Below are 25,343 nucleotides of genomic sequence, written 5' to 3'. Positions count from 1 at the left end.
TCGCACTGCGCCGGGCCGCGTCGCACTGCACAACGCCGGGCCGCGTCGCACTGCACAACGCCGGGCCGCGTCGCGCTGCACAGGGCGCCGCGTCGCACTGCGCAGCGCCGGCTCGCGTCGCACTGCGCAGCGCCGGGTGGCGTGGCAGCGCCGGGCCGGGCCGGGCCGCAGAGCGCCGCACAGTGCCACATCCTGCCGCGCCACGTCCGGCCGCGGCGGGTCAGCCTCGGCCGAGCGCGGTGAGCATCGCCGGGAGGTCGAAGAAGCGGGCGGTCTCCACCGCGGAGGGGTTGCCGTGGTCGGGGTCGGCGCCGGCGTCGAGCAGCGCGCGTACCGTGTCGGGGTTCTGCCGGAACACCGCCGCGGCGAGCGCCGTCTGGCCGCGGTCGTTGGCGCGGCGGTGGTCCGCGCCGCGGGCCAGCAGCGCGGCCACCGTTTCCGGGCGGGCGTGGTAGGCCGCCAGGATCAGCAGGGTGTCGCCCTTGCCGTTGGTCAGGTTGACGGGCAGGCCGGCGTCCACCTGGGCGGCCAGTTCGTCGGTGGCGCCCGCCCGGGCGAGGTCGAACATCCGGTGGGCGTAGGCGAGCGTCTCGGCGTCGAGGTCCTCGGGCATCCGCCCAGGTTAGGCGAGTGTCGCCGGCCGCGCCCGGCGACCGGCGCGAGCGGGACGGCGGGGCCGGCGGGCCGACCCGCCGTCCCACCATCCGGTATTGCCTACTAAACCTATAGGGTTTGCATTCTATAGTGGGTCGACCACGTCACGCCGTCCACGAGGAACTCCGCCATGAGCCGCCAGCCCGATCTACTCACCGTCGCCCGCCGGTACGCCGACCCCGCGGACTGGCCGGTGCCGCTGTGCTTCGACCCGGCCCAGCGGTGGTACGCCCGCCTGGCGGCCGGCCCCGGCCACGAGGTGTGGGCGCTGAGCTGGCTGCCCGGCCAGGGCACCGACCTGCACGACCACGGCGGCTCGGCCGGCACCTTCCTGGTGGTGGCCGGGGAGCTCACCGAGGAGACGGTCAGCGGCCACCGGCTGCGCCCGCACCGGCTCGCCGCCGGCGCCGCGCGCCGGTTCGGCGCCCGGCACGTGCACCGGGTGACCAACCGGGGCGACCAGCCCGCGGTCAGCGTGCACGTCTACGCCCCGGCCCTGACCCGGATGACCCGCTACCGCCTCGTCGCCGGCCGGCTGCTGGCCGCCGAGGTGGCCGAGGCGGGCGTGGCGTGGTGACCCGGCCCGCCCCGAACCCTGGAAGGACGCCCCGATGAGCGTGACCCCGCCCGCGACGCCGATCGGCGCCGACAGCTGTCCCGTGCCGCCACCCGGGTCGCGGGGGATCGACGAGATCCTCGCCGACGCCCGGACCCGGCTGCGCCGGCTCGACCCCGAGCAGGCCCACCTGGCGTACCGGCGCGGCGCGCTGCTGGTCGACATCCGGCCCGCCGGCCAACGGGCCGCGCACGGCACCGTGCCCGGCGCGCTGGCGATCGAGCGCAACGTCCTGGAGTGGCGGCTCGACCCGCGCTGCCCGGCCCGGCTGCCGATCGCCGTCGACTACGACCTGCCGGTGGTGGTCCTCTGTCAGGAGGGTTACACCTCGTCCCTGGCGGCGGCCGCGCTCCAGGAGCTCGGGCTGCGCCGGGCCACCGACGTGGTCGGCGGCTTCGCCGCCTGGCGGATCGCCGGCCTGCCCGCCCTCGGCCCCACCCCGCCGCACCATCCCTCGCCCGTCGCGCCGCCGGTGACCGCCGGCCGGGCGGCGCACTGACCGCCGCGCGGCAACCCGCGTGGCGGCGCCACCGTCAGGAGGCCCGCATGACCGTCGTCGCCATCTCGCCCCGCCCGTACCCGCCGGGTCGCCCCGACCCGGCGCCGCGCCCCACGCCCACCCTCACCATCACCCTCGACCTCGGCGGCGGCGCGCTGACCCCCGGGCTGTCCCGCCTGGTCGACCTGCTCGACGAGCTGGCCGCCACCGGGGAGGGCGTGCTGCGCCACGAGCCGACCCCGCCCCGGCCCGGGACGGCCCGCCGGTGGGGCGACGGCCGCCTGCCGGGGCCGCGCGCCGTGCCGGACCCGCCGGAGCCGGCTGGGCTTGAGCCGGCGGACGCCGCGACGGTGCGGATCCTCGCCGGGACCCGGGTGGTCCGCCACGCCGGCCGGGAGATCCCGCTGACCCGGATCGAGTTCGACCTGCTGCGCTTCCTCGCCGAGCATCCGCGCCGCGTCTTCACCCGACTCCAGCTGCTCACCAACGTCTGGGGCTACGAGCACGCGGTGGCGCGCACCGTCGACGTGCACGTGCGCCGGCTGCGGGCCAAGCTCGGCGCGGACAACCCCCTGGTCACCACCGTGTACGGGGTGGGCTACCGGCTCGCCGACGACGCCCGGGTGGTGGTCGACCCGGACCGCTGAGCCGGCCACCCGGCACGTCCGAGGGGCGGGCCCGCCACCGTGACCGGCCGAAGTGCACAAGTCGGGTACCCCCGTATCGCGCCGTCCGGGCGGTTCTGCTGTAATCATCAGGCTCGTACGGAGAGCGAGCGGACGGCTCCGATGTGTTCGTCAATTGTCACATTCATGCAACGCGGCCGCCCCTTGACCCTCGCCGGGGGCCCGGGAAGCATCGAGGCAGCGGCGTCCCGGGCCGTGGGGAGACACCCGGACCAGCCAAGGAGGACCATGTCGGTCAGCCCCGCCTCGTCGCGCGCCGGATGGCATCCGTCCCAACCCGCGGTTCCCGGCCGTCCCCCCGGTGGCCAGCGCCGACCGGCCAGCACCCCGACGCCGGTGCTCACCGTCACGCTGTCCATCCCGCTGGCCGCCGAGGAGTCGCTCACGCCACCCGCCCGGCGGCTGCTGGAGGCCGCCCGGGAGCTGCTGGAACGGGGTGAGGGCACGATCACCGCCAGCGTGCCGGCCGAGCGCCGCCCGGAGGGTGCCCCGCCGGGACGCGCCACCGGCCGGCCGCGCGCCGCCACCGTGCCGGCGCTGCACATCCTCGCCTCCTCCCGGTCCGTGCTGCGCGACGGCGAGCCGCTGCCGCTGACCCGGCTGGAGTTCGACCTGCTGCTGCACCTGGTCGCCCATCCGCGCCGGGTGTTCACCCGGCTCCAGCTACTCAACGCCGTCTGGGGCTACGAGCACGCCGGGGTGCGCACCGTCGACGTGCACGTCCGCCGGCTGCGCGGCAAGGTCGGGGTGGACGTGCCCCTGGTCACCACCGTGTACGGGGTGGGCTACCGGCTCGCCGACGACGCCCGGGTGACCATCGACCGCAGCGGCTGACCGGTCCGGGCAGGATGGTCGGATGCGCATCCGTCCCATCTCGCCGGACCGCCTCGTCGCCGAACTGACCGACCTGTTGAGCCGGGCCACCCCGCCCGGGCGGCTGCGGGTGGCCGTGGACGGCGCTCCCGCCGCCGGGCCGGACGACCTGGCCGCCGCGCTGGTCGAGCCGCTGCGCGCCGCGGGCCGCCCGGTGCTGCACGTACGGGCGGCGGACTTCCTGCGTCCCGCCTCGATCCGGCTGGAGCACGGTCGCACCAACCCGGACGCCTACTACGCGGGCTGGACCGATGAGGCCGGGCTGCGCCGGGAGGTGCTCGACCCGGCCGGTCCGGACGGCTCGGGCCGGCTGCTCCCGTCACTGTGGGACCCGGTGGCCGACCGGGCCAGCCGGGCCGGCTACGTCGACCTGCCGACCGGGGGAGTGGTGCTGGTCAGCGGGGCGCTGCTGCTCGGCGCCGGGCTGCCCTTCGACGTCACCGTCCACCTGGCGCTCTCCCCGGCCGCGCTGGCCCGGCGCACCGACCCGGCGCAACGCTGGACGCTGCCCGCCTTCATCCGCTACGCCGACGAGGTGGACCCGGCCTCGTTCGCCGACGTGGTGGTCCGCGCCGACGATCCCCGGCACCCCGCCCTGGTGGAGGCCGGAACCCCAGGCTGAGCCACGGGCCGGGCGGAAACCGGACGGCCGGTGCCGGACCGGCGGGAAAGTCACCGGTTTGAGCCCGCCACGACCCGGGTAATCGCCCGGCTCACAGAGCGCGGGTGATCCACAACCGCGCGTACCGGACGGACCGGGACCGGGGCGCAGAGCCCCGGTTCGCCCGGGTACCACGAGAGGCAGGCAGCGATGCTCGTGCAGGAGAAGCAGACCACCGCCCGTACGCAGGCGGAGAACGACCAGATCCGGCTCTCGCTGCGGTCGCGCTACGACGAGCTGTCCGCCGAGTACGAGCAGGCCGTGCTGCAGAGCCAGGTGCTGCGGCTGGTCGAGGTCGGCGACACCGCCGGTGACGACCAGGCCGACAGCGGCACCAAGACCGCCGAGCGGGACACCGCGCAGTCCCTGCTGCGCACCATCCTCGACCGGCGGTCCCAGTTCGAGCACGCGCTGGCCCGGCTGGACGAGGGCACCTACGGCTTCTGCGAGGGCTGCACCGCGCCGATCCCGGTCGAGCGGCTGGAGATCTTCCCGTCGGCGACCTCCTGCGTGGGGTGCAAGCAGACCCGGGAGCGCCGGGCCGCCTGAGCCGGGTTGCCGGTCGGCCGGTTGCGCGGTGGACTCCACCCATGGGTGACATCAAGGTGGGCACCGCCTCGTGGACCGACCGGACCCTGCTCGACTCCGGCTGGTATCCGCAGACGGCGGACAACCCGGAGAAGCGCCTGGCGTACTACGCCCGGCAGTTCCCGCTGGTCGAGGTGGACGCCACCTACTACTCGCCGCCCGCGGAGCGCACGGCTCGGCTGTGGGCGGAGCGCACCCCGGCCGGCTTCACCTTCAACGTCAAGGCGTTCAGCCTGCTCACCGGGCACCCGACCCGGGTGGGTTCGCTCTACAAGGACCTCCGCCCGGACACCGACAAGAAGAACGTCTACCCGGACGACCTGTCGTCCCAGGCGTACGAGGAGGTCTGGACGCGCTTCCTGTCCGCGCTCGACCCGCTGGTCGAGGCGGGCAAGCTGGGCGCCCTGCTGTTCCAGTTCCCACCCTGGTGGGGCATCCGCCGCGACCACAAGGACTACCTGGTCGAGGTGGCGAAGCGGTGCGCCCCGCTGCGCCCGGTCTTCGAGTTCCGGCACGCCTCCTGGTTCGACGGGGCGAACCAGGAGGAGACGCTGGCCTTCCTGCGCCGGCACGAGTTGCCGTTCGTCTGCGTCGACATGCCGCAGGGGCACCGCTCGTCGGTGCCCCCGGTGCTCGCGGCCACCGCCGACCTGGCGGTGGTCCGCTTCCACGGGCACAGCGACAAGTGGACCAGCAAGGACATCCACGAGAAGTTCGGCTACCGCTACTCCGACCGGGAGCTGCGGGACTGGGCACCGAAACTGCGCGAACTGGCCGGGGAGACCGCACGCACGCACGTGCTGATGAACAACTGCTACCGCGACTACGCGCAGACCAACGCCGCGACCCTCGCCGGCCTGCTCGACGCCGACTGAGTTCACCCGTCCGGGGTGAGGCCGGCTCACCCGGGGCGCACCCAGGATGGACGGTGTGTGCGGTCGGGCGACCCGGCCGCGACGAGGGTACGGAGGTGGCTGTGATGGCGGTTCGGGTGGTGGCGGACCCACGGCGGGGCGCCGTGCTGCACGTCGTCGGCTCCGGCGGTGACTCGCGCCGGCCGGCCCGACCCAACCGGGTGCATCCGACCCGGCTGTGGCGCGGCCCGTCGGGTCCGCCGCGGCGCGCCGACGACCGACGGTGGGAGACCGACACACGGGGGTGGGCAGATGGCTGAGCAGCTGATTTCGGCGTTCGAGTCCTCGCTGGACAAGACCAACCTGATCCTGAAGGACATCGAGGGCGCCTACGGTTGGCCGAAGGAGCAGCGCAACCAGTCGTACGCGGCGTTGCGCACCGTCCTGCACCTGCTGCGGGACCGGATGCCGGTGGGGGAGAGCGTCGAGTTCGCCCAGCAGTTGCCGGTGCTCGTCCGGGGCATCTACTTCGACGGCTGGCAGCCGGACGACGTGCCGATCAAGCTGAACCGGGACGACTTCCTCTACGAGGTCCGCCAGGGCTTCCCGTACGACGTGGAGGGCGGCCCGCAGCGGGTGGTGCAGGTGGTGCTGGACACCCTGCGCCGGCACGTCACCCAGGGCGAGTGGGACGACGTGACCGACAACATGCCCGCCGACCTGGGCCGGATGACGGCCTGAGCACGATCAGCCCGGCCCGCCCCCGTCACCCGGGGGCGGGCCGTCGGCGTCTGAGGGGGTGCGGGTGACCCGGTGTCCGGCCCGCCCGGCCAGCGCGGCGAAGGCCACCGCGTCGACGATCGCCGCGCCACCCGGGTCGTTGTTGAAGTAGACGTACGCCGGCTCGGCGGGGTCGAACGCGGCCGCGAGCCGGCGGACCCACGCGGCCAGCGCCGCCCGGCCGTAACGCGGCCACGGGCGGGCCCGGCCCTCGTGCAGCCGCAGGTAACCGAAGTCGGTGGTACGCCACAGCGGGGTGATCGGGCGGCTGCCCCGGTCGGCCCAGACCAGCGCCGCGCGGTGCCGTTCGAGCACCCGCCGGGTGGTGTCGCTCCACCAGCTCGGGTGCCGGGGCTCCACCGCCACCCGCACGTCGTCGGGGAAGTGCCGCAGCGTCGCGGCGAGGGCGTCCGGGTCGGCGCGCAGGTTCGGCGGGAGTTGCACCAGCACCGGCCCGAGCCGGTCGCCCAGCGCGGTGGCCCGGTCGAGGAACCGGGCCACCGGCTCGGCCGCTTCGCGCAGCCGCTTGATGTGGGTGAGGTAGCGGCTCATCTTCACCGCCACGCAGAAGTCGTCCGGGGTACGCGCCCGCCAGGCGGCGAAGGTGTCCCGCTCAGGCAGCCGGTAGAAGGCGTTGTTCACCTCCACCGTGGCGAACCGGTCGGCGTAGTGCTCCAACCAGCGCCGCTGCGGCAGCTTCGCCGGATAGAACCGGTCCCGCCAGTCCCGGTACTGCCAGCCGGAGGTGCCCACCACGAGCATCGCGGACCTCCCTGTCGCCAGCCGGGTCGGGTCCATCCTGTCACCGGCGCCGCCGACGCGCCGGGCGGGAACCGGTGGCGAACCGTCCGTACCGGCTGGCCGGGACGTCTACCGTGTGGTTAGAGAAGATCGCGCGTGGGGTACCACCCGCTGCACCACGAGCCCCGGCGCACGGCGGGGCGGCACACCCGAGGGAGCACCCATGGCACTGAACGACGACGACATCCAGACCAGCAGCGGCGGCGGCCTCGAGGGTCCGGCGGACGGTGGCGCGACCCCGGGTCAGCAGGACGGTGGCGCCGACGGTGGTGCCGAGGGTCCGGCCGACGGTGGCGCGACGCCGGGTCAGCAGGACGGCGGCGCCGACGGCGGTGCCGAGGGTCCGGCCGACGGTGGCGCGACGCCGGGTCAGCAGGACGGCGGCGCCGACGGCGGTGCCGAGGGTCCGGCCGACGGTGGCGCGACCCCCGGCCAGCGCGACGGTGGCGCCGACGGCAGCGCCGCCTGACCGTCATGACGATCGTCGACCCGCCGGGCGGCCACGGCCGCCCGGCGGTTCCGTCCGCCGCCGTCGCGGCGCTCACCCGGTGCGTCAGCGTCGAGCCGGCCAAGTTCGCGACCGGGTACTGGGGCCGGGAGCCGCTGCTCTCCCGCGCCGGGGAGCTGCCCAACCCGGCCGGCTTCACCGACCTGCTCAGCCCCGCCGACGCCGACGAGCTGCTCAGCCGCCGCGGCCTGCGTACCCCGTTCCTGCGGGTGGCCAGGGACGGCCAGCTGGTGCCGGCGGCGCGCTGGACCGGCGGCGGTGGCGCCGGCGCCGAGATCGGCGACCAGGTCCTCGACGAGAAGATCCTCCAGCTGTACGCCGACGGCGCCACCCTGGTCCTGCAGGGCCTGCACCGCACATGGCCGGCGCTTGTCGACTTCGCCCGGGACCTGGGCACCGCGCTGGCCCAGCCGTTGCAGGTCAACGCCTACCTGACCCCGGCCGGCAGCCAGGGCTTCGCCACCCACTACGACACCCACGACGTCTTCGTGCTTCAGGTCGACGGCCGCAAGCACTGGCGGATCCACCGACCGGTGCTGCCCGACCCGCTGGAGCGGCAGCCGTGGGGCGGCCGGGCCGACGAGGTCTCCGCCACCGCCTCCGGGCCCGCCGCGCTGGACGTGGTCCTCGAACCGGGCGACGCGCTCTATCTGCCCCGGGGCTGGCTGCACAGCGCGCAGGCACAGGAGTCCAGCTCGCTGCACCTGACCGTGGGGGTGCGCGCGCTGACCCGGTACGCGCTGGTGGAGGAGCTGCTGGCGCTGGCCGCCGAGGATCCCCGGCTGCGGGCCGGCCTGCCGTTCGGCACCGACGTCGCCGACCCCGACGCGATCGAGCCGGAGCTGACCGAGACGGTGGAGGCGCTGCGCGACTGGCTGCTGCGCGCCGACCCGGCGGCGGTGGCCGCCGGGCTGCGCCGGCGGGCCTGGCCGGCCGCCCGGCCGGCGCCGATCCGGCCGCTGGCCCAGGCCGCCGCGCTGGCCACCGTGGCCGCCGACACCCGGATCGCCGTGCGCGGCGGGCTGCGCTGGCAGCTCAGCGCGAGCGGCGACGGGAAGGTCGCGCTGCGGTTGACCGACCGCACCCTCACCCTGCCCGCCCAGTGCGCGCCGGCGCTGCGCCGGCTGCTGGCCGGCGAGCCGGTCCGGGTCGGCGACCTGCCCGGCCTGGACGACGACGCCGACCGGGTCACGCTGGCCCGCCGCCTGCTGAAGGAGGCCGTCGCCGTCCCCGCCTGACCGGCCGGCGGGCGGCGTGCCTGACCGGCCGGCGGCCCCGCCGCAAGCTTGGGCGGCGGGTGTCTTTGTCGGTCTGGGTGGGGTGCGTTTCACGCGCTACCAACTTGATGTCGTAAACGAATCAGGTGGCGGCTGCGTCCCGCCGGTTTGCGGCAGTGTGGGGGGTCGGTGATTCGTTTGTGAGGTCAAGTTGGTAGGTGGCGGAGGAGGTGCCGCCGCCGTCGTGCCCGCCGGCCGGGTGTCCGCCGGCCCCGCGCGTCCGATGCGGCCGGCTCGGGGAGGAAGCCGTCCCGGCGCCGACTCGCTTGGTCAGCGGGGGAGGAGTGTCAGCAGCAGGATGGTGGTGGCCAGGCCGGCGACCAGGACCACGAAGATCGGGCGGGGGCCGAGGACGGCGTGCCGCCGGTCCGCGAACAGCTTCGCCGGCGCCAGGCCCAGCGGCGGCCCGAGCAGCGTCACCACCAGCGCCAGCACCGGCAGCCCCACCGCCAGGTCACCCCCGTAGCCCAAGCCGAGCACCCGGGCGCCCGCCCCCAGCGCGTACGCGACGACCGCGCCGGCCACCCCGCACAGCGCCAGCACCGGGTTGGCCGAGCCGGGCAGCTCGCCGGGCTGGCGGGCCCGGTCCAGCAGTTCCTGCGCGCCGCGCAGCAGCGGCACCGGGTCACCGGCGGCGTCCCGGGCCGGGCCGGGCGGGTCACCGAGGCGTCGCGCGCCCACCCCCAGCCGCCCGCGCAGCTGCTGCCAGAGGTGGGCCACCTCGCCGTCCACCCGTTCCTGCAACTCCCGGGCGGCGGTCAGCTCCGCCTCCGCCCGGCGCACCTGCTCCTCGGCGTCGGCCACGGCCCGCTCGGCCGCCGCGCACTGCCGGGCGTACCAGGTGTGCGCCTCGGCGCGCTGCTGCGCCACCCGGGCGGTCAGCTCGGCCAGCCGCCGCACCTGGGCCGCGTACGTCTCACTGGTCACCGGTTCGTTCATCGGGACGGACCATAGGGGATGATCACCTGTCCGGTGCGGTGCACCGCCCGGTCGAAGAAGAGCCCCCGCCAGGGGCGGGGATACCAGTCCGGGCCGCCGGTGCCCGGATAGAGCGACGAGCCCAGCTCGCCGCCCTGCACGTCCAGCGCCACCCACGCCCCGATCTGGTCCGTGCGCGCCGCCGGGCCGCCCAGGTCGGCCCGCATCCGGGCCACCCCCCGCCACCAGGCCAGCACGTGGGTACGCCGTTCCGGCCCGTCGTGCAGGATCCGGCGTAGCTGCTCCAGGCCGGTGCGCCGCCCGGCCCGCCCGGCCAGCTGCCCCGCCGCCGCGTCGACGGCGTACAGCAGCAGGTAGTGCGGGGTGCTCGGGGTGCCGGGTGCGGCCAGCCCGTCGCCCACCTCGGCCATCAGCTCCGGCAGCGTCTCCTCGTCGTACCAGGCCGCGTCGCCGGCCAGGTCGGCGTAGAGCTCCCGGGCGGCCGGGTCGGCGTCCTGGTCGAGGCAGGCGATGGAGAACCGGGCGGTGCCGGGGCGGTGCTGGCGGGCCAGGGACCGGGCGGCGGCGTCGAGCACCGCGCACGCCTCGTCGACCCGGGTGCCCAGCACCGCCAGGTTGCGCCCGGGCGCGCGGGGCAGCCGCAGCGCCGCCGAGCGGGACTGCACGTCGATGATCTCGCCGAGCAGCGCCACCGGGCTGCGCGGCACCCCGGTCTCCGGCTCGGTCAGCGCCCGGAAGTCCGGCGCCTCGACCAGCCGGGGAATGGCGTCGCCGTCGAAGAGCCGGGCCGGCGCGGCGTCCGGCGGGCGCATCCGCCACAGCCGGTGTTGCAGGTCGCTCCAGCTCTCCCAGTCGCTGGCGGACGGGATCCGGGCCACCTGGTTCCCCTCGACCAGCCCGGACTCGGCGTTGACCACGGCGTGGTGCCGGGGCAGCGACTGGGCGGCGTCGTTGCGTTCGGCGAGGATCCGCAGCGCCTTGGGCAGCGCGATGCGCAGGGTGAACTGGGCGACCAGCGCGGGCCGCCCCCACAGCGCCTCGATCCCGCGCACGTCCTGCGAGGCGAGCACCAGGTGGATGCCCTGTGACCGGCCGCGTCGGGCCAGGTCCTCCAGCAGGTCGGCGGCTTCGCGGGCGACCACGTCCCGGCCGGCCAGCAACGCCTGGAACTCGTCGACCACCGCGACGATCCGCGGCCAGTGCCCGTCCGGGTCGACGGCGCGCAGCTCGGCCAGCTTGGTGACCTCGTGCTTCTTGGCCGCGTCCGCGCGGCGGCGCAGCTCCTCGGCGAGGAAGCGCAGCAGGGCCAGCCCGAACTCCCGGTCGGTGTTGACGTTGATGCCGACCAGCCGCATGTGCGGCAGCCAGCTCGGGTCCCGCCGGCCCTGGGCGAACCGGGCGAAGGACACGCCCTCCTTGAAGTCCAGCAGATAGAACTCCAGCTCGGCGGGGGAGTAGCGGGCGGCGAGCGCGCCGATCCAGGCGAAGATCAGGTTGGTCTTGCCGGTGCCGGAGGGGCCGCCGATCAGCGCGTGCGGCGGGTAGTCGCCCAGGGTGAGCAGCACCGGCCGGCCGTGCGGGCCCTCCCCGATCGGGGCGACCAGCCCGGTGGCGGAATCCTCCCGCCACATCCGGTCCGGTGGCGGCAGCAGGTCGGCGAAGGGGGTCGGCGGTGGGCCGGCGTTGACCCGGGACGCGATCGTCCGGCAGGTCTCGGTGACCAGCGCGGCCGGCGGCGGCGCGTCCAGCACCACCGGCAGGCCGCCGACGACCGCCTGCTCGGCGTCCACCCGGACCCGGGTCACCGTCGGGTCGTCCGGCAGGTCGATGCCGCGCACCACCAGGTGCACCCCGCACGCCGCGCCGGTGCGCACCACCCGGTCGAGTTGGCCGCGTTCGTGCCGGGACGGCTCGTCCCCGCCGAGCAGCACCGCCACCCGCCACGGCTCCGGCCGCCGGCCGGTGGCGGCGGCCAGCTCCCGCAGCGTGCGGTACTCGCCGGCCAGCACGGTCTCGTTGATCCGGCGGATCTGCTCCACCAGGTCGTCGAGCAGCCGGCCCAGCCCGCCCGGCCCGACGAAGGTGAGCAGCCCGGCGGTGCCCAGTGGGGCGAAGCCGGCCAGGCCGCCGCCGAGGTGCTCGGGGTCGTAGCCGAACAGCCGCACCGCGCCCGGGTCGGCCCGGCCGACGCTGCGCAGCAGCAGCGCGGGCACCACCGCGGCGTACCCCTGGGGGTCGCCGCCGGTGAGTTGCACGTGCCCGGCGTCCAGCAGCGGGACCAGCGCGGGGACCGGCCCGGCGCCGTCGATGCGGACGGTGCCGACGCGGACCGCGCCGGGCGGCTCACCCCGGCCGGCGGGGGTGGCCACCCAGCCGTCCCAGTCGGCGGAGGCCGCGCCCGGCGCCTCCCGCGCGGCGGCGGCGGCCGCGCGGCGGGCCAGCTCGGCGAGGCGGGCGGCGTGCCGCTCGTCGATCTCCGCCAGCCGCCGGTCGCGCTGCGCGCCGACCCGTTCCGGCACCGCCGTCGCGGCCCGGCGCACCCGGGCCAACCGTTCGCGGGCCGAGGTCAGCTCGGTGCTGGCGGCGGCCGATCGGGTACGGGTGGCGCCGAGCGCCTCGGCGAGCATGCCCCGAACCCGCGACACCAGCTGTGCGCGCAGGTCAGCCACGTCGTCCGTCGTTCCCTTCCGATCGCCGACCGCCGTTGCTCCCGGTGCCGCCCCCGCCGCCGTTGCTCCCGGTGCTCCGCCCGTCGCCGGTGCGCGCGGACCCGGTGCCGGGCCCGCCGCCGCCGGTCGGACCCGGGTCCGGTTCGGCGGCTGGTATCTCCCGGCCCAGCCGGGCGGCGAGCAGGCCGGTCACCACCCCGGCGGTGACCGCCGAGTCGGCCGCGTGCGGCGGCTCGCCGGAGCGGGCCGGCGGCGGCATCCGGCAGATCCGGGTCAGCAGGGTCTCCAGCGCCGGCGGCGGGAGGCCGGGCAGCAGGTCCCGGACCCGGCCGTCCAGCGCGCTGCGCAGCCGCCCCAGATCCTCGGCCCGGGGCGGGTGGCCGAGCAGCTCGGTGGCGAACTGGCGCAGCACCGGCGGGGCCACCGCGGCCAGGCCGAGGCCGACGTCGGCGTGCGCCCGGCGCAGCTCCCGGTGCAGCCGGTCCCGGTCCCCGGACCGGACCCCGGCGGCCACCCGCCGCAGCAGCTCCCGGGAGTCCTCGATCCGCTCGTCCGGCTCGTCGGGCGGCCCCTCCCGGCCGCCGGTCAGCTCGGCCACCCGCACCGCCCACCACCGGCGTACGGCCGGGTCGGCGGTCTGCTCCGGCGGGGCCGCCCCGGCGGCCGGCGGCGCGTCGCCGGTCGGCCGGTCGTGGCGTTGCCGCCGTTCCCCTGGTGGGGGCGGGGGCCCGCCGTCGCCGGCCAGCCCGATCGCGGCCAGGTAGGCCGCCAGCTGTTCCTGGGCGACGCGCAGCGCGTAGCCGGCGGTCTCGGCGTGCTCGGTGGCCGCGGAGAGCTCCGGCACCCCCATCGGGTTGGCGGACTCCTGGCGGACCCAGCGCAGCCGCTCGGTGGCCTGGCCGAACTTCTCCAACGCCTGGTTCAGCTGCCCGAGCGGCAGCTCCTCGGCGGCGGCGCGCACCTGGGCGCCGACGTCCTCGATGATGGACACGGGTCGGCCTCTACAGGGTGGACACGTACAGCTGCGCCTGCTCGACCGCGACGAGCGTCGCGGCGAGGCACTCCTCCAGCTCCTGGCTGGCCTGGGTGAGCGACGACTGGGCCGCCTCCACCGTCTCGTGCCCGCTGCCCTCGAGCGCCCCGGCGAGCGTCTGCTGGGCCTCGTTGAGCTTCTCGCCGGCCGCCTGCACCGCTGTCTGACCGTCCCCGATCTGTTGGAGGGCTATGTCGATGGCTGCCTTCAGCTCGGCGACGCTCGCCACGGCGGACCTCCTGGGGGCGGGGAGAGATCTCCATTACAACCCATGCCGGTCGGGAAGCGAACATCCGCCCTGCCCGCGTTCCTGCCCGGGTGTCCGGTTACCGCCCTGACGTGCGCGAACGGCATTCACGTCCGGGTCGCCGGTCCCGCTGGCGGACCACCCGGTCCCGTCGACGGGACGCCGCCGGTCAGCGGCGGACGCGGCGCGGCCCGTACACCTCGGCGCCCAGCTCGGCCACCCGCCGCCGCAGCTCCCGGTCCGCCGTCACCACCGCCCGGCGCCGGTCCCCGGCCGCCGCGACCAGCTCGACGATGGTGTCGTCGCCGGAGCCCGGCGCGGAGACCACACCGACCCCGGGCACCCCGGGCACGTGCCGGGCCGCCCCCTCCACCACCAGCACCACCTCGACCGGTCCGGGCAGCTCCGGCGGCAGCCCCGCACCGGCCAGCGGGGCCAGCCCGTCGCGCAGCCGCGCGGCGGCCCCGGCGCGGTCCCGCCACCAGCCGTCCGGGCGGGAGCCCACCACGTTGGCGCCGTCGACGATCAGCAGCGGTCTGGGGTCCACCCCCACAGCCTGCCACCGCGTTTGTCGCCGGGACCGCCGGGTAGCCACCGGCGACCGTGCCGCGCCCGCGGTGTCGACCGTGCCAGCGCCCGACAGCGGAGGACAGACATGATGGGACCCGGCGACTTCGGCTCCGACCCGTGGGACGAGTTCCTGGCCCGGTACTTCGGCCGGGGCGAGGGCGGCCGCCGACCGGCGCACCGGGTCGACATCACCCGGCTGATGACCGCCGACGCGCGGGAGATGCTGGCGGACGCGGCCCGCCGGGCGGCGCAGCGGCACAGCAACGACCTGGACACCGACCACCTGCTCTGGGCGGCCCTGCAACGTGAGCCGCTGCGGGACCTGGTGCGGCGCGCGGGCGCGGACCCGGACACGCTTGTCAACGCGCTCGGCGGCCGGGGCGACGGCGCGCCCCGGGGCGAGGTGCCGCCGAACCTGTCGCTCACCCCGGCGGCCAAGCGGGCGCTGCTCGACGCCCACCAGCTCTCCCGGGCGATGGGCGCGAACTACATCGGCCCGGAGCACATCCTGATGGCGTTGCCGCTGAACCCGGAGTCGCCGGCCGGGCGGATGCTGGCCGCCGGGCGGATCCAGCCCGAGTCGTTGCAGGCCGCCGGGGCCGAGCGCGGCCAGATGTCCGCGCCCCGGCCGGACCGCGGCACGCCCACCCTCGACCAGTACGGCCAGGACCTCACCGACCTGGCCCGGATGGACCAGATCGACCCGGTGATCGGCCGGGCCGACGAGATCGAGCAGGCCGTGGAGATCCTGTCCCGGCGGACCAAGAACAACCCGGTGCTGATCGGCGAGGCCGGCGTCGGCAAGACCGCCATCGTCGAGGGGCTCGCCGAGCGGATCTGCGACGGCGACGTGCCGCAGACCCTGATCGGCAAGCGGGTCGTGCAGCTGGACCTGGCCGGCCTGGTCGCCGGCACCCGCTACCGGGGCGACTTCGAGGAACGCCTGAAGAAGGTGATCGACGAGATCCGGGCGCACCGGGACGAGCTGATCATCTTCCTGGACGAGATCCACACCCTGGTCGGCGCGGGCGGCGCGGGCAGCGAGGGCGGCATGGACGCCTCCAACATGCTCAAGCCGGCCCTGGCCCGGGGCGAGCTGCGGGTGATCGGCGCGACCACGCTGGACGAGTACCGCCGCAGCATCGAGAAGGACGCCGCGCTGGCCCGCCGGTTCCAGCCGGTCTTCGTGCCCGAGCCGAGCGTCGAGGACACCGTGGCCATCCTGCGCGGCCTGCGCGACCGCTACGAGGCGCACCACCAGGTCCGGTTCACCGACGAGGCGCTGGTCGCCGCGGCGGAACTCTCCGACCGGTACGTCACCGACCGGTACCTGCCGGACAAGGCGATCGACCTGATCGACCAGGCCGGCGCCCGGATCCGGCTGCGCACCCGCACCCCCGCCGCCGACGTGCGCGAGCTGGAACAGCAGCTCGACGACGTACGCCGGGACAAGGAGCAGGCGGTCGCCGACGAGCAGTACGAGAAGGCATCCACCCTGCGCGACCGGATCGGCGAGCTGGAGGAGCAGATCCGCCGCGCCCGGGGCGACGAGGGCGACGGCAAGGTGCCCTCGGTCGGGCCGCGGGAGATCGCCGAGGTGGTCTCCCGGGCCACCGGCATCCCGGTCAACCAGCTCACCGAGGAGGAGCGGGACCGGCTGCTGCGGCTGGAGGGCCACCTGCACGAGAAGGTGATCGGGCAGGACGACGCGGTGACCGCGGTCGCCGAGGCGGTCCGCCGCTCGCGTACCGGGCTGGCCGACCCGAACCGGCCGATGGGCAGCTTCCTGTTCCTCGGCCCCACCGGCGTCGGCAAGACCGAGCTGGCCCGGGCCCTGGCGGAGGCGCTGTTCGGCGAGGCGGACCGGATGGTCCGGCTGGACATGAGCGAGTTCCAGGAACGGCACACGGTGGCCCGGCTGGTCGGCGCGCCCCCCGGCTACGTCGGCTACGAGGAGGCCGGCCAGCTGACCGAGGCGGTGCGCCGCCGCCCCTACGCGGTGGTGCTGCTGGACGAGATCGAGAAGGCTCACCCCGACGTGTTCAACGTCCTGCTCCAGGTGCTCGACGACGGCCGGCTCACCGACAGCCAGGGCCGCACGGTGAACTTCAAGAACACCGTCCTGATCATGACCAGCAACCTCGGTTCGGAGCTGATCACCGGCGCCCAGCGGGCGGTCGGGTTCGGCGCGGGCGAGCCGGGCGGCGCGCAGGAGAGCGACGAGCTGCGCGAGCGGTTGATGCGCCGCCTCCAGGAGAACTTCCGCCCGGAGTTCCTCAACCGGATCGACGAGGTGATCATCTTCCGCCGGCTGGAGCAGCAGCAGCTGCGCCAGATCACCGAGCTGCTGCTGGAGGAGACCCGCCGCCGGCTGCACGCCCAGGACGTCGAGGTGGAGCTGACCACCGCCGCCGTGGACTGGCTGGCCGAACACGGCTACCAGCCGGAGTTCGGCGCCCGGCCGCTGCGCCGCACCATCCAGCGGGAGATCGACAACCGGCTGTCGAGGATGCTGCTGGAGAACGCCGTCAACTCCGGGCAGCGGGTCACCGTCGACGCCCGGGACGGGCAGCTCACCTTCGACGTGACCGCCGGTGAGCGCGGCTACCGCGCGGCCACCACGTCCCATCCGCGGTGACAGGAGGGCGGTCGGATGCGCGACCCCGAGGAGAGCGACGAGCGGGCCGAACCGATCGTGGCGCCGCCGACGGCGAACCCGGCCCGGGTACGGGTGCCGCCGGAGGGCCTGAAGCAGCAACCGGACGACGGTGAACCGGCGCCCGCCGGGCCGCCGGAAGAGGAGGCGTGATGGTACGCGAGCAGCGGCTCGACCCCGAGGTCGAGCTCATCTGGGAGGACTTCCACGCCGAGGTCAACGTCCCCTCCGAGCAACTGCGGCAGTGGCTGCTCACCCGCGGCTCGGGCGAGGAGGCGTTCGGCGCGAACCCGGACCTGGACCTGCCGGAGCCGGGCCGGCGGATCCTGCGGGTGCTGAGCAAGCGCAAGGTCGACCTCACCCCGGACGACGTCGAGGTGATGCGGGAGGCCGTCGACCGGATCCGGGCGTTGACCGCGGACCGGCCCGCCCGGGGCGCCGCCGACGACAAGTGGCGGCACGCCCTGCTCGACCTGGGCCACGACGTGCTCGTGGAACGCTGACCGCTCCGGGCGTGGCCCCGCCTGGTCAGCCGGGCGGGGCCGTCGCCCTGCCGGGCGCTACTCCGATTCCAGGCTGTCCAGGCGCAGGCCGGCGGCGTCCGCGGCGGCCTGCCGGTCGGCCCGGGCCCGCTCCTCCCGGCTGAGCAGGTTCGCGTACTCGGCGACGTCGGCCGGGCCGGGCACCTCCGGCAGCCGGCGCAGGAAGGACTCCACGTCCCGGGAGGCGGCGGTGTGCGTGGCGGCCGCCTGGCGCAGCAGTTCCCGCTCGTCGGCGGCCGGGTAGAGATCGGTCATGCCGGACTGATACCCGTCACCGGCCGGTTCGCACCCCCGTCCCGCGCCGGCCGCACCCCGAAATCCGGGTTGCCGAGCAGCCAGGACAGGTAGGCCGGGTGCGCGGCCAGCGAATCGGTGTACGCCGCCACCGCCGTCTCCAGCACCGGCTCGGCGTACCGGGCCGCCGCCGAGTCCGGGTGCCAGCCCAGCAGCAGCCGCCAGCGCAGCGGCGTGCCGGCCAGCCGGCGGGTGACCAGGCCGGCCAGCGGCCGGAAGGTGGCCTGGCACAGCGCCACCGCCGCCCCGGCCTCCACCAGGTCGACCCCGCCCCGTACGTCGGTCTCGTACACCGCCCGGGGGGTGAAGCCGGCGCGGGCGCAGGCGGCGGCGAAGCAGTCACCGAAGCAGCCGTCGCCGGGCGCCGCCACCCACCGCTCCCGGCGCAGGTCCACCAGGCGCACCTCGCTGCGCGCGGCCAGCGGGTGGGTCTGCGGCAGCAGCACCAGCACCGGGTCGACGGCCACCTCCCGCCAGCGCAACCCGAACTCCGCCGCCGGCGTGGTGTCGCCACACGCCCCCACCAGCGCGAAGTCCAGCCGGCCGCCGGCCACCAGGTGGGCCAGCTCGTCCACCGACCAGGAGGCGTACGTGCTGATCTGCGCCTGCGGCTGCTCGGCGCCCAGCCGGTGCACCAGCCGGCCCAGGATCGGGCTGTTCACCCCGCCGAACCGGTAGCGGGTGGGGGTGTTCGCCGCGCCGGCCAGCCGGGCCGCCTCGTCCTGCAACCCCTTCATCGCCGGCAGCAGCACCCGGGCCCGGGCCAGCACCAGCTCGCCCAGCGCGGTCGGCCGGGCGCCCCGGCGGTCCCGTTCGAACAGCGCCCCGCCGAGCGTGCGTTCGATCCGCTGCAGCTGGGCGGTGAGCGCCGGCTGCGCCAGGCCGAGGCTCGACGCCGCCTTGGTCACACTCCCCGTCTCCGCGATCGCGCACACCACCCGCAGGTGCCGCAGCTCCAGATTCATACCGTGACGGTAGGACCACGCAGCGATCGGGGGAAGGGTCCTATCGGCGGTCTGCGATGTCTTTCGGCCCGGCCGGGCCGGGCCGGCCCCGCGCCGGCCGGTCCAGGTCCGACAGCCGGGTACGCCGGCCGCTGACCACGTCGCGGACCTTGTCCACCACGCCCACCGCCGGCTCGACGATCCGGTTCCACGGCGGGGTCGCCGGGGTGCCCGGATGCGGCCGGGTCGGCGCGGCCTCCTCGGCGATCTCCCACCGGTTGCCCAGCCGGATCAGCTCCGCGTCGGTGGCCACCTCGCGCAGCGGGACGACCAGGGCGGCGACCCGGCCGACGTGCCGGCGGACCCGGTCGGCCACCTCGACCAGCGCCGGGTCGTCCGGCCCGGTGAGCGCCTTCAGCGCGCCGAGCAGCGCGCCGTCGGCCTCGATCTCCCGGTCGACCAGCTCGGCGCTCTCCGGCACCGCCGCCCGGGCGGCGGGGAAGAGGTACTGCTCCTCGGCGGACAGGTGCCGGGACAGCGCGGCGGTGAGCACGTCCAGCACCTGCCGCCCGCGCGCCGGGTCCCGGCCCGCCGTGGTCAGCTCGTCGCACAGCTCCAGCAGTTGCCGGTGTTCCCGGTCCACCAGGTCCGCCAGGCTCCGGCCACCGGGCCGGTAGGCGTCGTCCGCGGCGGGCGGCAGCGGCGGCAGGGGTACGGACATGGCGCCCTCCTCGACTGGCGACCGGCCCGGACGCGGGTCCGGTGCGCGGTGCGGGGACGCCAGCGCCGGTACCCGCCCGCCGCCCGCGCGAAACGCCGCGCGGCGCGGCCGGTGCGGCGGCTGGTATGAAGAACGGATGACGAGCGACGCCGCCTCCGCCGCACCGGACCCCACCGACGAGGTCGTCGACCTCTGCCGGGACCTGCTGCGCATCGACACCACCAACACCGGGGACAACGCCACGAGCGTCGGCGAGCGCCGGGCGGCCGAGTACGTCGCGGAGCGCCTCGCCGAGGTCGGCGTGACCGCCGAGCTGCACGAGTCGGCGCCGGGCCGGGCCAACCTGGTCGCCCGCATCCCGGGCGCCGACCCGGGCCGGGACGCGCTGCTGGTGCACGGCCACCTCGACGTGGTGCCGGCCGACGCCGACGAGTGGTCGGTGCATCCGTTCTCCGGCGAGCTGCGCGACGGCTACCTGTGGGGTCGGGGCGCGATCGACATGAAGGACTTCGATGCGATGGTGCTGGCCGTGGTCCGGCACTGGCAGCGCACCGGCGTCCGCCCGCCGCGCGACATCGTGCTGGCGTTCACCGCCGACGAGGAGGCCGGCAGCGACTACGGCGCGCGTTTCCTGGTGGAGCGGTACCCGCACCTGTTCGACGGCTGCACCGAGGCGATCGGTGAGGTCGGCGGCTTCTCCTACTCGGTCAACGAGGCCACCCGGCTCTATCTCATCGAGACCGCCGAGAAGGGCATCGACTGGCTGCGCCTGCACGCCAAGGGCCGCCCCGGCCACGGCTCGTTCGTGCACGATGACAACGCGGTCACCGCGCTGGCCGAGGCGGTGGCCCGGGTCGGGCGGCACCGCTTCCCGGTGACGGTCACCGCCACCGTCCGGGCGTTCCTGGCCGAGGTCTCCGACGTCCTCGGCATCGACATCGACCCGGACGACCCGGAGACCGCCATCGCCAAGCTGGGGCCGATCGCCAACATCGTCGGCGCCACCATCCGCAGCACCGCCAACCCGACCCGGCTCAGTGCCGGCTACAAGGACAACGTCATTCCCGGTCGGGCCAGCGCGACCATCGACTGCCGCAGCCTGCCCGGCCAGTCGGAGCTGCTGGAGGCGCAGCTGCGCGAGCTGGTCGGGCCGGACATCGACATCGAGTACGTGCAGCGCCAGCCCGCCCTGGAGACCACCTTCGACGGTGACCTGGTGGCCGCGATGTCGGCGGCGCTGCGCGCCGAGGACCCGGGCGCCCGGCCGGTGCCGTACATGCTCTCCGGCGGCACCGACGCCAAGGCGTTCTCCCAGCTCGGCATCCGCTGCTTCGGCTTCGCGCCGCTGCGGCTGCCGGCCGATCTCAATTTCTCCGCCCTGTTCCACGGCATCGACGAGCGGGTACCGGTGGACGGGCTACAGTTCGGCGTGCGGGTTCTCGACCGGTTTCTCCGCAACTGCTGACCGGACCCGACCTCCCCCCATCGCGAAGGGACTGCCTCACATGACCGACCAGCACGGTGAGCTGGACGCTGCCCTCGAGCGCGTGATCGACGCCGCCCGCCACCACCTGGCCGCCGTCCGCGCCGCCCAGGGGCGGGTCGACGACGACGACGTCTGGCAGGCGTACGTCGCGTTGAACAACGCCTCCTTCGCCTACGACGAGCAGCTGCTCGACGCCTTCGGCGAGGTGACCCCCTGGGACGTCGAGTCGATCGACCCGGAGGAGGCCGACGAGCGCTTCGCCGGCGCCGAGGGCGTCGAGGCGTCCGACCCGCACCCGCGGGTGATCTCGGTGCGGCAGCGCCGCGACTACCGGGTCCCCAGCATCGCCGGCCTGATCCGGGTGGCCGAGGCGGCCCGCCGCGAGGGCACCCCGGAGGGGGACGAGCCGGCACCCGTCGAGGGGGTCGGCGAGGCGGTGCTGGAGCTGTTGCAGAGCGGCGACGGCTCGCTGTCCGCGCTCGACGTGCCGGAGCTGGAGCCGCTGGACGGGGTGGTGATGGTCAGCGAGGTGGGCACCCCGGTCGACCTGGAGTCGTTCGACGACGACGACCCGGTGGGCCCGTTCCAGCCGGCCGCCGACGACCGGCTGGTCGGCCGGCTCGACGAGCACCCGTTCCTGGAGGCCGACGAGGAGCACGACCACGCCGGGCACGCCCACTGACACACACCACCGGCACCGGGGTCGGGCCGGTCCGGTCCGGCCCCGGCGCGGTGCGTCCGGGTCAGTACGACAGGCCCGGCTGCGGCTGGGCGACCCGGCGGCGGCGCAGCATCACCTGCCGCGTCCCGTCCCGGAACAGCCGCACCCGGGCCAGCTCCCATCCGGAGAACTCCGCCTGGATCGCCAGCTGCGCCGCGGCGGTCAACCGGTCGACGTTCGGCGGCAACCGCAGCGGCGCGTATTCGTAGTCCATAGGACCTATGCTGCCCAGCCGGACGGCCGTCCGCCACCCCCTGTGGCCCAGGCCCTGTCCTGCCGATCATTGCCGGGCTGCGGCGGGCCCAGACGGCGACCGGCGGCGTTGTCGGTTCGTCCGGATACCGGTGTTGTATCCGGACGAACCGCCGCCTTGCCGGACCGCCGCCTGGACCGCGCCTCGCACCGACATGATCGACAGGACAGGGCCTAGCCGTCGCGTTCCGGGTAACCGACCGGTAGCGCGGAGACGTCGTCCAGCGCGGTGGTGATCTCCGCCGGGAGCGTCATCCGCTCCACCTGCAACGCGCCCAGCAGCTGACCCACCGTGCGGGCGCCGAGGATCGGCGCGGTCACCCCGGGCCGGTCCCGGACCCAGGCCAGCGCCACCTCCAGCGGCGACACGCCCAGCCCGCCGGCGGCGGTGGCGACCGCCTCCACGATGCTGGAGCAGCGCGGCTCCAGGTAGGTGGCGACGAACCGCTCGAAATGCGGCGAGGCGGCCCGGGAGTCGGCGGGACGGCCGTGCCGGTACTTCCCGGTGAGGACCCCCCGGCCCAGCGGCGACCAGGGCAGCAGGCCCAGCCCGAGCGCCTCGCAGGCGGGCAGCACCTCGCGCTCCACGCCCCGCTCCAGCAGCGAGTACTCCACCTGGGCGGCGACCACCGGGGCGCGCCCCGGCCAGGCGGCCTGCCAGGCGGCGGCCCGGGCGGTCTGCCAGCCGGAGAAGTTCGACACCCCGACGTAGCGGACCCGGCCGCTGGACACCGCGTGGTCCAGCGCCGACAGGGTCTCCTCGAGCGGGGTGTCCGGGTCGTACCCGTGCACCTGCCACAGGTCCACGTGGTCGGTGCCGAGCCGGCGCAGCGAGGCGTCCAGGGTGCGCAGCAGGTGCCCCCGCGAGTTGTCCCGGCGCCGCCCGCTGCCCGGCCGCAACCCGGCCTTGGTGGCGATCAGCAGGTCGTCGCGGGGGACCAGGGCGCCCAGCAACGAGCCGAGCACCGACTCGGCGTCGCCGTCGCCGTACACGTCGGCGGTGTCGATCAGGTTGCCGCCCGCGTCGAGGTAACTCTTCAGCTGGGCGGCCGCATCGTCGGCGTCGGTGTCCCGGCCCCAGGTCATGGTGCCGAGCGCGAGCCGCGAAACCGCCAGCCCGCTTCGGCCGAGCGGTCGCTGTTGCATGGGTGAACCTTATTTCGAACCCGCCGTCACGGACATCCTCGCCCGGAGTCAAGTTCCTGCCCGACCCGGCGACGGCGCGGCTACCCTCGGCTCGGCGCCGCTGGGACGCGTTGCGGGCGAGCCGGTGATCGGGCCGGCGTCCGGCATTGCGTAACCTGATGCGACCTGTGGTGCGGATGGGGGAGGACCAGTGCGACTCGGGCTCAGCCTCGGATACCAGACGGCGTGGAGCACGCCGGCGGATCACCTGGCTCTGGCGCAGGAGGCGGACCGGCTCGGCTACTCGGTGGTGTGGGCGGCGGAGGCGTACGGCTCCGACTCGCCGAGCATGCTCGCCTGGATGGCCGGGCAGACCGAGCGGATCGACGTGGGCAGCGCGGTGATGCAGATCCCCGCCCGGACCCCGGCGATGACCGCGATGACCGCGGCGACGATCGACGCCCTCTCCGGCGGCCGGTTCCGGCTCGGCCTGGGGGTGTCCGGGCCGCAGGTCTCCGAGGGCTGGCACGGCGTACGGTTCGCCAAGCCGCTCGCCCGGACCCGCGAGTACGTGGACATCGTGAAGCTCGCCGTGGCCCGCAAGGAGGTCGCCTACGACGGCGAGCACTACACCCTGCCGCTGCCCGACGGCCCCGGCAAGGCGCTGCGGTTGGGCTTCCACCCGCCGCGCGACCACATCCCGATCTACCTGGCCGCGGTGGGCCCGAAGAACCTGGAGCTGGCCGGCGAGATCGCCGACGGCTGGCTGGCCGTCTTCTACGCCCCCGAGTTCGCCGAGGAGCAGCTCGCCTCCGTCCGCGCCGGCCGGGCCAAGGTGGGCAAGGAACTGGCCGGCTTCGACGTGGTCCCGTCGGTGCCGGTGGTGGTGGGTGACGACATCGCCACCTGCGCCGAACTGGTCCGCTGGTACGCCGCGCTCTACGTCGGCGGGATGGGCAGCCGGCAGCAGAACTTCTACAACCAGCTCGCCACCCGGATGGGCTACGGCGACGCCGCCCGCGAGGTGCAGGACCTCTACCTCGCCAAGCGGCAGCGCGACGCCGCCGCGGCCGTACCGATGGAGTTCATCGACCGCACCTCGCTGCTCGGGCCGAAGGAGCGCATCGCGGACCGGCTGCGGGAGTACGCCGCCGCCGGGGTGACCACCCTGTCGGTGACCCTGTTCGTCGCCGACCGGGACAGCGGCGTGCAGACCCTGCGTACCGTGGCCGAGGCGCTGGAGCTGTCCGGGGTGGGCGAGTGACCTGGGTCGAGGCCATCGTCCTGGGCATCGTCCAGGGCCTGACCGAGTTCCTGCCGGTCTCCTCCTCGGGGCACCTGCGGATCACCTCGGCGGTCTTCTTCGGCCGGGACGCTGGGGCGTCGTTCACCGCCGTCACCCAGCTCGGCACCGAGGCGGCGGTGCTGATCTACTTCGCCAAGGACATCTGGCGGATCGCCCGGACCTGGCTGCTGGGCATCCGGGACCGCTCGGTGCGCTCCAGCCTCGACTACCGGATGGGCTGGTACGTCATCGTCGGCACCATCCCGATCGGGCTTCTCGGGCTGCTCTTCAAGGACCAGATCCGCACCGCCGGCCGGAACCTGTACCTGATCTCCTTCACGCTGATCTTCTTCGCCCTGGTGCTGGCCTTCGCCGAGTACTGGGGTCGGCAGACCCGCACACTGGAGAACTTCCGGATGCGCGACGGCGTGGTGATGGGCTTCGCCCAGGCGATGGCGCTGATCCCCGGCGTGTCCCGCTCCGGCGGCACGCTCACCGCGGGACTGCTGCTCAACCTCACCCGGGAGACCGCGGCCCGATACTCGTTCCTGCTGGCCATCCCGGCGGTGACGATATCCGGAGTGTTCAGTCTGCCGGACGTCTTCGAGCCGTCCGCCCCGGGCACCGCCGCGCCGACCGTGGCACAGATGATCGTCGCCACCGTGATCGCCTTCGGCATCGGCTACGCGGCCATCGCCTGGCTGCTGCGCTACGTCGCGCACCACACCCTGTACCTCTTCGTGCTGTACCGGGTGGCGCTCGGCACCCTGGTGCTCTGCCTGCTGCTCACCGGCACGATCAAAGCCACCTGAGACGTCGAAGGCCGGCACCCGTTGTCGGGTGCCGGCCTTCGGGGTTTAGGTCAGCTGTTCCAGTGCTGGGTGACGAGGTCGGCGGCCTGCTGCTCCCACTGCGCGTACGCGTCGGGGTAGGCGGACACCTGGACGGTCTGGGCGGCGTCGGTCAGGGGCATGTCCTGCCAGCCGTCGACCTGCTTGAGGCCCTTGAGGAAGGCGAGGGTGGAGTACTCGGGGTCGGTGATCTGCTCCGGCGTACCCCAAC

The 25,343-nt window shown here is 75.2% G+C and carries 29 protein-coding genes and 1 pseudogene; 17 read left to right on the top strand and 13 right to left on the bottom strand.

What is annotated here, in order from left to right; translation table 11 throughout:
* Window positions 1-220 precede the first annotated feature (220 nt).
* Entirely contained in the window at window positions 221-613 is a 393-nt protein-coding gene (locus K7640_RS22690) for an ankyrin repeat domain-containing protein (protein WP_222956910.1), read from the bottom strand.
* A 171-nt stretch (window positions 614-784) separates the two neighbouring features.
* Here K7640_RS22690 and K7640_RS22685 point away from each other — a divergent pair, with 171 nt between their 5' ends.
* The 8 genes from K7640_RS22685 (at window position 785) to K7640_RS22650 (ending at window position 6,172) form a co-directional block, all read left to right on the top strand.
* Window positions 785-1,231 (top strand): cysteine dioxygenase family protein, encoded by a 447-nt coding sequence (locus tag K7640_RS22685; RefSeq protein ID WP_222956909.1) that lies wholly within the window; start codon window positions 785-787, stop codon window positions 1,229-1,231.
* A gap of 34 nt (window positions 1,232-1,265) precedes the next feature.
* Window positions 1,266-1,769, top strand: a complete 504-nt coding sequence (locus tag K7640_RS22680) for a rhodanese-like domain-containing protein (RefSeq protein ID WP_222956908.1) — start codon at window positions 1,266-1,268, stop codon at window positions 1,767-1,769.
* Window positions 1,770-1,816: 47 nt separating this feature from the next.
* Window positions 1,817-2,416: a winged helix-turn-helix domain-containing protein gene (locus K7640_RS22675; protein ID WP_222956907.1), complete on the top strand. Its 600-nt coding sequence runs from the start codon at window positions 1,817-1,819 to the stop codon at window positions 2,414-2,416.
* Window positions 2,417-2,683: 267 nt separating this feature from the next.
* Window positions 2,684-3,289 (top strand): winged helix-turn-helix domain-containing protein, encoded by a 606-nt coding sequence (locus K7640_RS22670; RefSeq protein WP_222956906.1) that lies wholly within the window; start codon window positions 2,684-2,686, stop codon window positions 3,287-3,289.
* A gap of 22 nt (window positions 3,290-3,311) precedes the next feature.
* The gene (locus tag K7640_RS22665) at window positions 3,312-3,950 is read left to right on the top strand and encodes a uridine kinase (RefSeq protein WP_222956905.1); all 639 of its coding nucleotides are present in this window, start codon (window positions 3,312-3,314) and stop codon (window positions 3,948-3,950) included.
* 189 nt (window positions 3,951-4,139) lie between these two features.
* Window positions 4,140-4,538, top strand: coding sequence for a TraR/DksA C4-type zinc finger protein (locus K7640_RS22660; RefSeq protein WP_222956904.1), 399 nt, complete (start codon window positions 4,140-4,142; stop codon window positions 4,536-4,538).
* A 41-nt stretch (window positions 4,539-4,579) separates the two neighbouring features.
* The gene (locus K7640_RS22655; RefSeq protein ID WP_222956903.1) at window positions 4,580-5,452 is read left to right on the top strand and encodes a DUF72 domain-containing protein; all 873 of its coding nucleotides are present in this window, start codon (window positions 4,580-4,582) and stop codon (window positions 5,450-5,452) included.
* 291 nt (window positions 5,453-5,743) lie between these two features.
* The gene (locus tag K7640_RS22650; RefSeq protein ID WP_222956902.1) at window positions 5,744-6,172 is read left to right on the top strand and encodes a DUF2267 domain-containing protein; all 429 of its coding nucleotides are present in this window, start codon (window positions 5,744-5,746) and stop codon (window positions 6,170-6,172) included.
* Window positions 6,173-6,178: 6 nt separating this feature from the next.
* Here the strand turns inward: K7640_RS22650 and K7640_RS22645 are convergent, their stop codons facing one another.
* A complete protein-coding gene (locus tag K7640_RS22645; protein WP_222956901.1) occupies window positions 6,179-6,973 on the bottom strand; it encodes a DUF72 domain-containing protein in 795 nt (264 codons plus the stop codon).
* A gap of 202 nt (window positions 6,974-7,175) precedes the next feature.
* Here K7640_RS22645 and K7640_RS22640 point away from each other — a divergent pair, with 202 nt between their 5' ends.
* Together K7640_RS22640 and K7640_RS22635 are read left to right on the top strand one after the other, a co-directional pair.
* Entirely contained in the window at window positions 7,176-7,481 is a 306-nt protein-coding gene (locus tag K7640_RS22640) for a hypothetical protein (protein ID WP_222956900.1), read from the top strand.
* A gap of 5 nt (window positions 7,482-7,486) precedes the next feature.
* Window positions 7,487-8,758, top strand: a complete 1,272-nt coding sequence (locus K7640_RS22635) for a cupin domain-containing protein (protein WP_222956899.1) — start codon at window positions 7,487-7,489, stop codon at window positions 8,756-8,758.
* Between the two features lie 309 nt (window positions 8,759-9,067).
* On the opposite strand, the gene K7640_RS22630 is transcribed toward K7640_RS22635, so the two are convergent.
* The 5 genes from K7640_RS22630 to K7640_RS22610 form a co-directional block, all read right to left on the bottom strand.
* Window positions 9,068-9,736, bottom strand: coding sequence for a hypothetical protein (locus K7640_RS22630; RefSeq protein WP_222956898.1), 669 nt, complete (start codon window positions 9,734-9,736; stop codon window positions 9,068-9,070).
* Window positions 9,733-12,405, bottom strand: coding sequence for an FtsK/SpoIIIE domain-containing protein (locus tag K7640_RS22625; RefSeq protein ID WP_222956897.1), 2,673 nt, complete (start codon window positions 12,403-12,405; stop codon window positions 9,733-9,735). The genes K7640_RS22630 and K7640_RS22625 overlap by 4 nt, the downstream gene beginning before the upstream one ends.
* Window positions 12,398-13,396: a hypothetical protein gene (locus K7640_RS22620; protein ID WP_308042633.1), complete on the bottom strand. Its 999-nt coding sequence runs from the start codon at window positions 13,394-13,396 to the stop codon at window positions 12,398-12,400. Before K7640_RS22620 ends, K7640_RS22625 begins: the two co-directional genes overlap by 8 nt.
* Window positions 13,397-13,406: 10 nt before the next feature.
* A complete protein-coding gene (locus tag K7640_RS22615; protein ID WP_222956896.1) occupies window positions 13,407-13,667 on the bottom strand; it encodes a hypothetical protein in 261 nt (86 codons plus the stop codon).
* A gap of 187 nt (window positions 13,668-13,854) precedes the next feature.
* The gene (locus tag K7640_RS22610) at window positions 13,855-14,232 is read right to left on the bottom strand and encodes a hypothetical protein (RefSeq protein ID WP_222956895.1); all 378 of its coding nucleotides are present in this window, start codon (window positions 14,230-14,232) and stop codon (window positions 13,855-13,857) included.
* 108 nt (window positions 14,233-14,340) lie between these two features.
* Here K7640_RS22610 and K7640_RS22605 point away from each other — a divergent pair, with 108 nt between their 5' ends.
* Genes K7640_RS22605 through K7640_RS22595 form a run of 3 tightly spaced genes read left to right on the top strand, consistent with a single transcriptional unit; the run spans window position 14,341 to window position 17,414 of the window.
* Window positions 14,341-16,893 carry an ATP-dependent Clp protease ATP-binding subunit gene (locus K7640_RS22605; protein ID WP_222956894.1) on the top strand — a complete coding sequence of 851 codons (2,553 nt, stop codon included), beginning with the start codon at window positions 14,341-14,343 and terminating at the stop codon, window positions 16,891-16,893.
* A 15-nt stretch (window positions 16,894-16,908) separates the two neighbouring features.
* Window positions 16,909-17,064, top strand: coding sequence for a hypothetical protein (locus K7640_RS22600; RefSeq protein ID WP_222956893.1), 156 nt, complete (start codon window positions 16,909-16,911; stop codon window positions 17,062-17,064).
* Entirely contained in the window at window positions 17,064-17,414 is a 351-nt protein-coding gene (locus K7640_RS22595) for a DUF3140 domain-containing protein (protein WP_222957007.1), read from the top strand. Before K7640_RS22600 ends, K7640_RS22595 begins: the two co-directional genes overlap by 1 nt.
* A 57-nt stretch (window positions 17,415-17,471) precedes the next feature.
* On the opposite strand, the gene K7640_RS22590 is transcribed toward K7640_RS22595, so the two are convergent.
* The 3 genes from K7640_RS22590 to K7640_RS22580 are packed head-to-tail and all read right to left on the bottom strand — an operon-like array spanning window position 17,472 to window position 19,412.
* Window positions 17,472-17,708: a hypothetical protein gene (locus tag K7640_RS22590; RefSeq protein WP_222956892.1), complete on the bottom strand. Its 237-nt coding sequence runs from the start codon at window positions 17,706-17,708 to the stop codon at window positions 17,472-17,474.
* Window positions 17,705-18,712, bottom strand: coding sequence for a LysR family transcriptional regulator (locus K7640_RS22585; protein ID WP_222956891.1), 1,008 nt, complete (start codon window positions 18,710-18,712; stop codon window positions 17,705-17,707). The genes K7640_RS22590 and K7640_RS22585 overlap by 4 nt, the downstream gene beginning before the upstream one ends.
* A 40-nt stretch (window positions 18,713-18,752) precedes the next feature.
* The gene (locus K7640_RS22580; protein ID WP_222956890.1) at window positions 18,753-19,412 is read right to left on the bottom strand and encodes a hemerythrin domain-containing protein; all 660 of its coding nucleotides are present in this window, start codon (window positions 19,410-19,412) and stop codon (window positions 18,753-18,755) included.
* Between the two features lie 136 nt (window positions 19,413-19,548).
* Here K7640_RS22580 and K7640_RS22575 point away from each other — a divergent pair, with 136 nt between their 5' ends.
* Window positions 19,549-20,877: a M20/M25/M40 family metallo-hydrolase gene (locus K7640_RS22575; protein WP_222956889.1), complete on the top strand. Its 1,329-nt coding sequence runs from the start codon at window positions 19,549-19,551 to the stop codon at window positions 20,875-20,877.
* Window positions 20,878-20,917: 40 nt separating this feature from the next.
* Window positions 20,918-21,580, top strand: coding sequence for a hypothetical protein (locus K7640_RS22570; protein ID WP_222956888.1), 663 nt, complete (start codon window positions 20,918-20,920; stop codon window positions 21,578-21,580).
* A 61-nt stretch (window positions 21,581-21,641) separates the two neighbouring features.
* On the opposite strand, the gene K7640_RS22565 is transcribed toward K7640_RS22570, so the two are convergent.
* On the bottom strand, window positions 21,642-21,833 hold the full coding sequence (locus tag K7640_RS22565) for a DUF5703 family protein (protein WP_222956887.1): 192 nt from the start codon (window positions 21,831-21,833) through the stop codon (window positions 21,642-21,644).
* A 212-nt stretch (window positions 21,834-22,045) separates the two neighbouring features.
* Complete coding sequence (locus tag K7640_RS22560) at window positions 22,046-23,017, bottom strand: aldo/keto reductase (RefSeq protein ID WP_222956886.1); 972 nt, start codon at window positions 23,015-23,017, stop codon at window positions 22,046-22,048.
* Between the two features lie 190 nt (window positions 23,018-23,207).
* On the opposite strand from K7640_RS22560, the gene K7640_RS22555 reads away from it, so the two are divergent.
* Window positions 23,208-24,260 (top strand): LLM class F420-dependent oxidoreductase, encoded by a 1,053-nt coding sequence (locus K7640_RS22555; protein ID WP_222956885.1) that lies wholly within the window; start codon window positions 23,208-23,210, stop codon window positions 24,258-24,260.
* The gene (locus K7640_RS22550) at window positions 24,257-25,093 is read left to right on the top strand and encodes an undecaprenyl-diphosphate phosphatase (RefSeq protein WP_222956884.1); all 837 of its coding nucleotides are present in this window, start codon (window positions 24,257-24,259) and stop codon (window positions 25,091-25,093) included. The genes K7640_RS22555 and K7640_RS22550 overlap by 4 nt, the downstream gene beginning before the upstream one ends.
* A gap of 50 nt (window positions 25,094-25,143) precedes the next feature.
* Here K7640_RS22550 and K7640_RS22545 read toward each other — a convergent pair.
* Window positions 25,144-25,343: pseudogene (locus K7640_RS22545) on the bottom strand (hypothetical protein); the annotation flags it as partial.

Origin of the sequence: Micromonospora sp. PLK6-60, assembly GCF_019890675.1 — a bacterium.
Taxonomy (GTDB): Bacteria; Actinomycetota; Actinomycetes; order Mycobacteriales; family Micromonosporaceae; genus Micromonospora.
The sequence above is the reverse complement of the archived record's forward strand: the minus strand, read 5'-3'. Positions and strand labels throughout refer to the sequence as shown.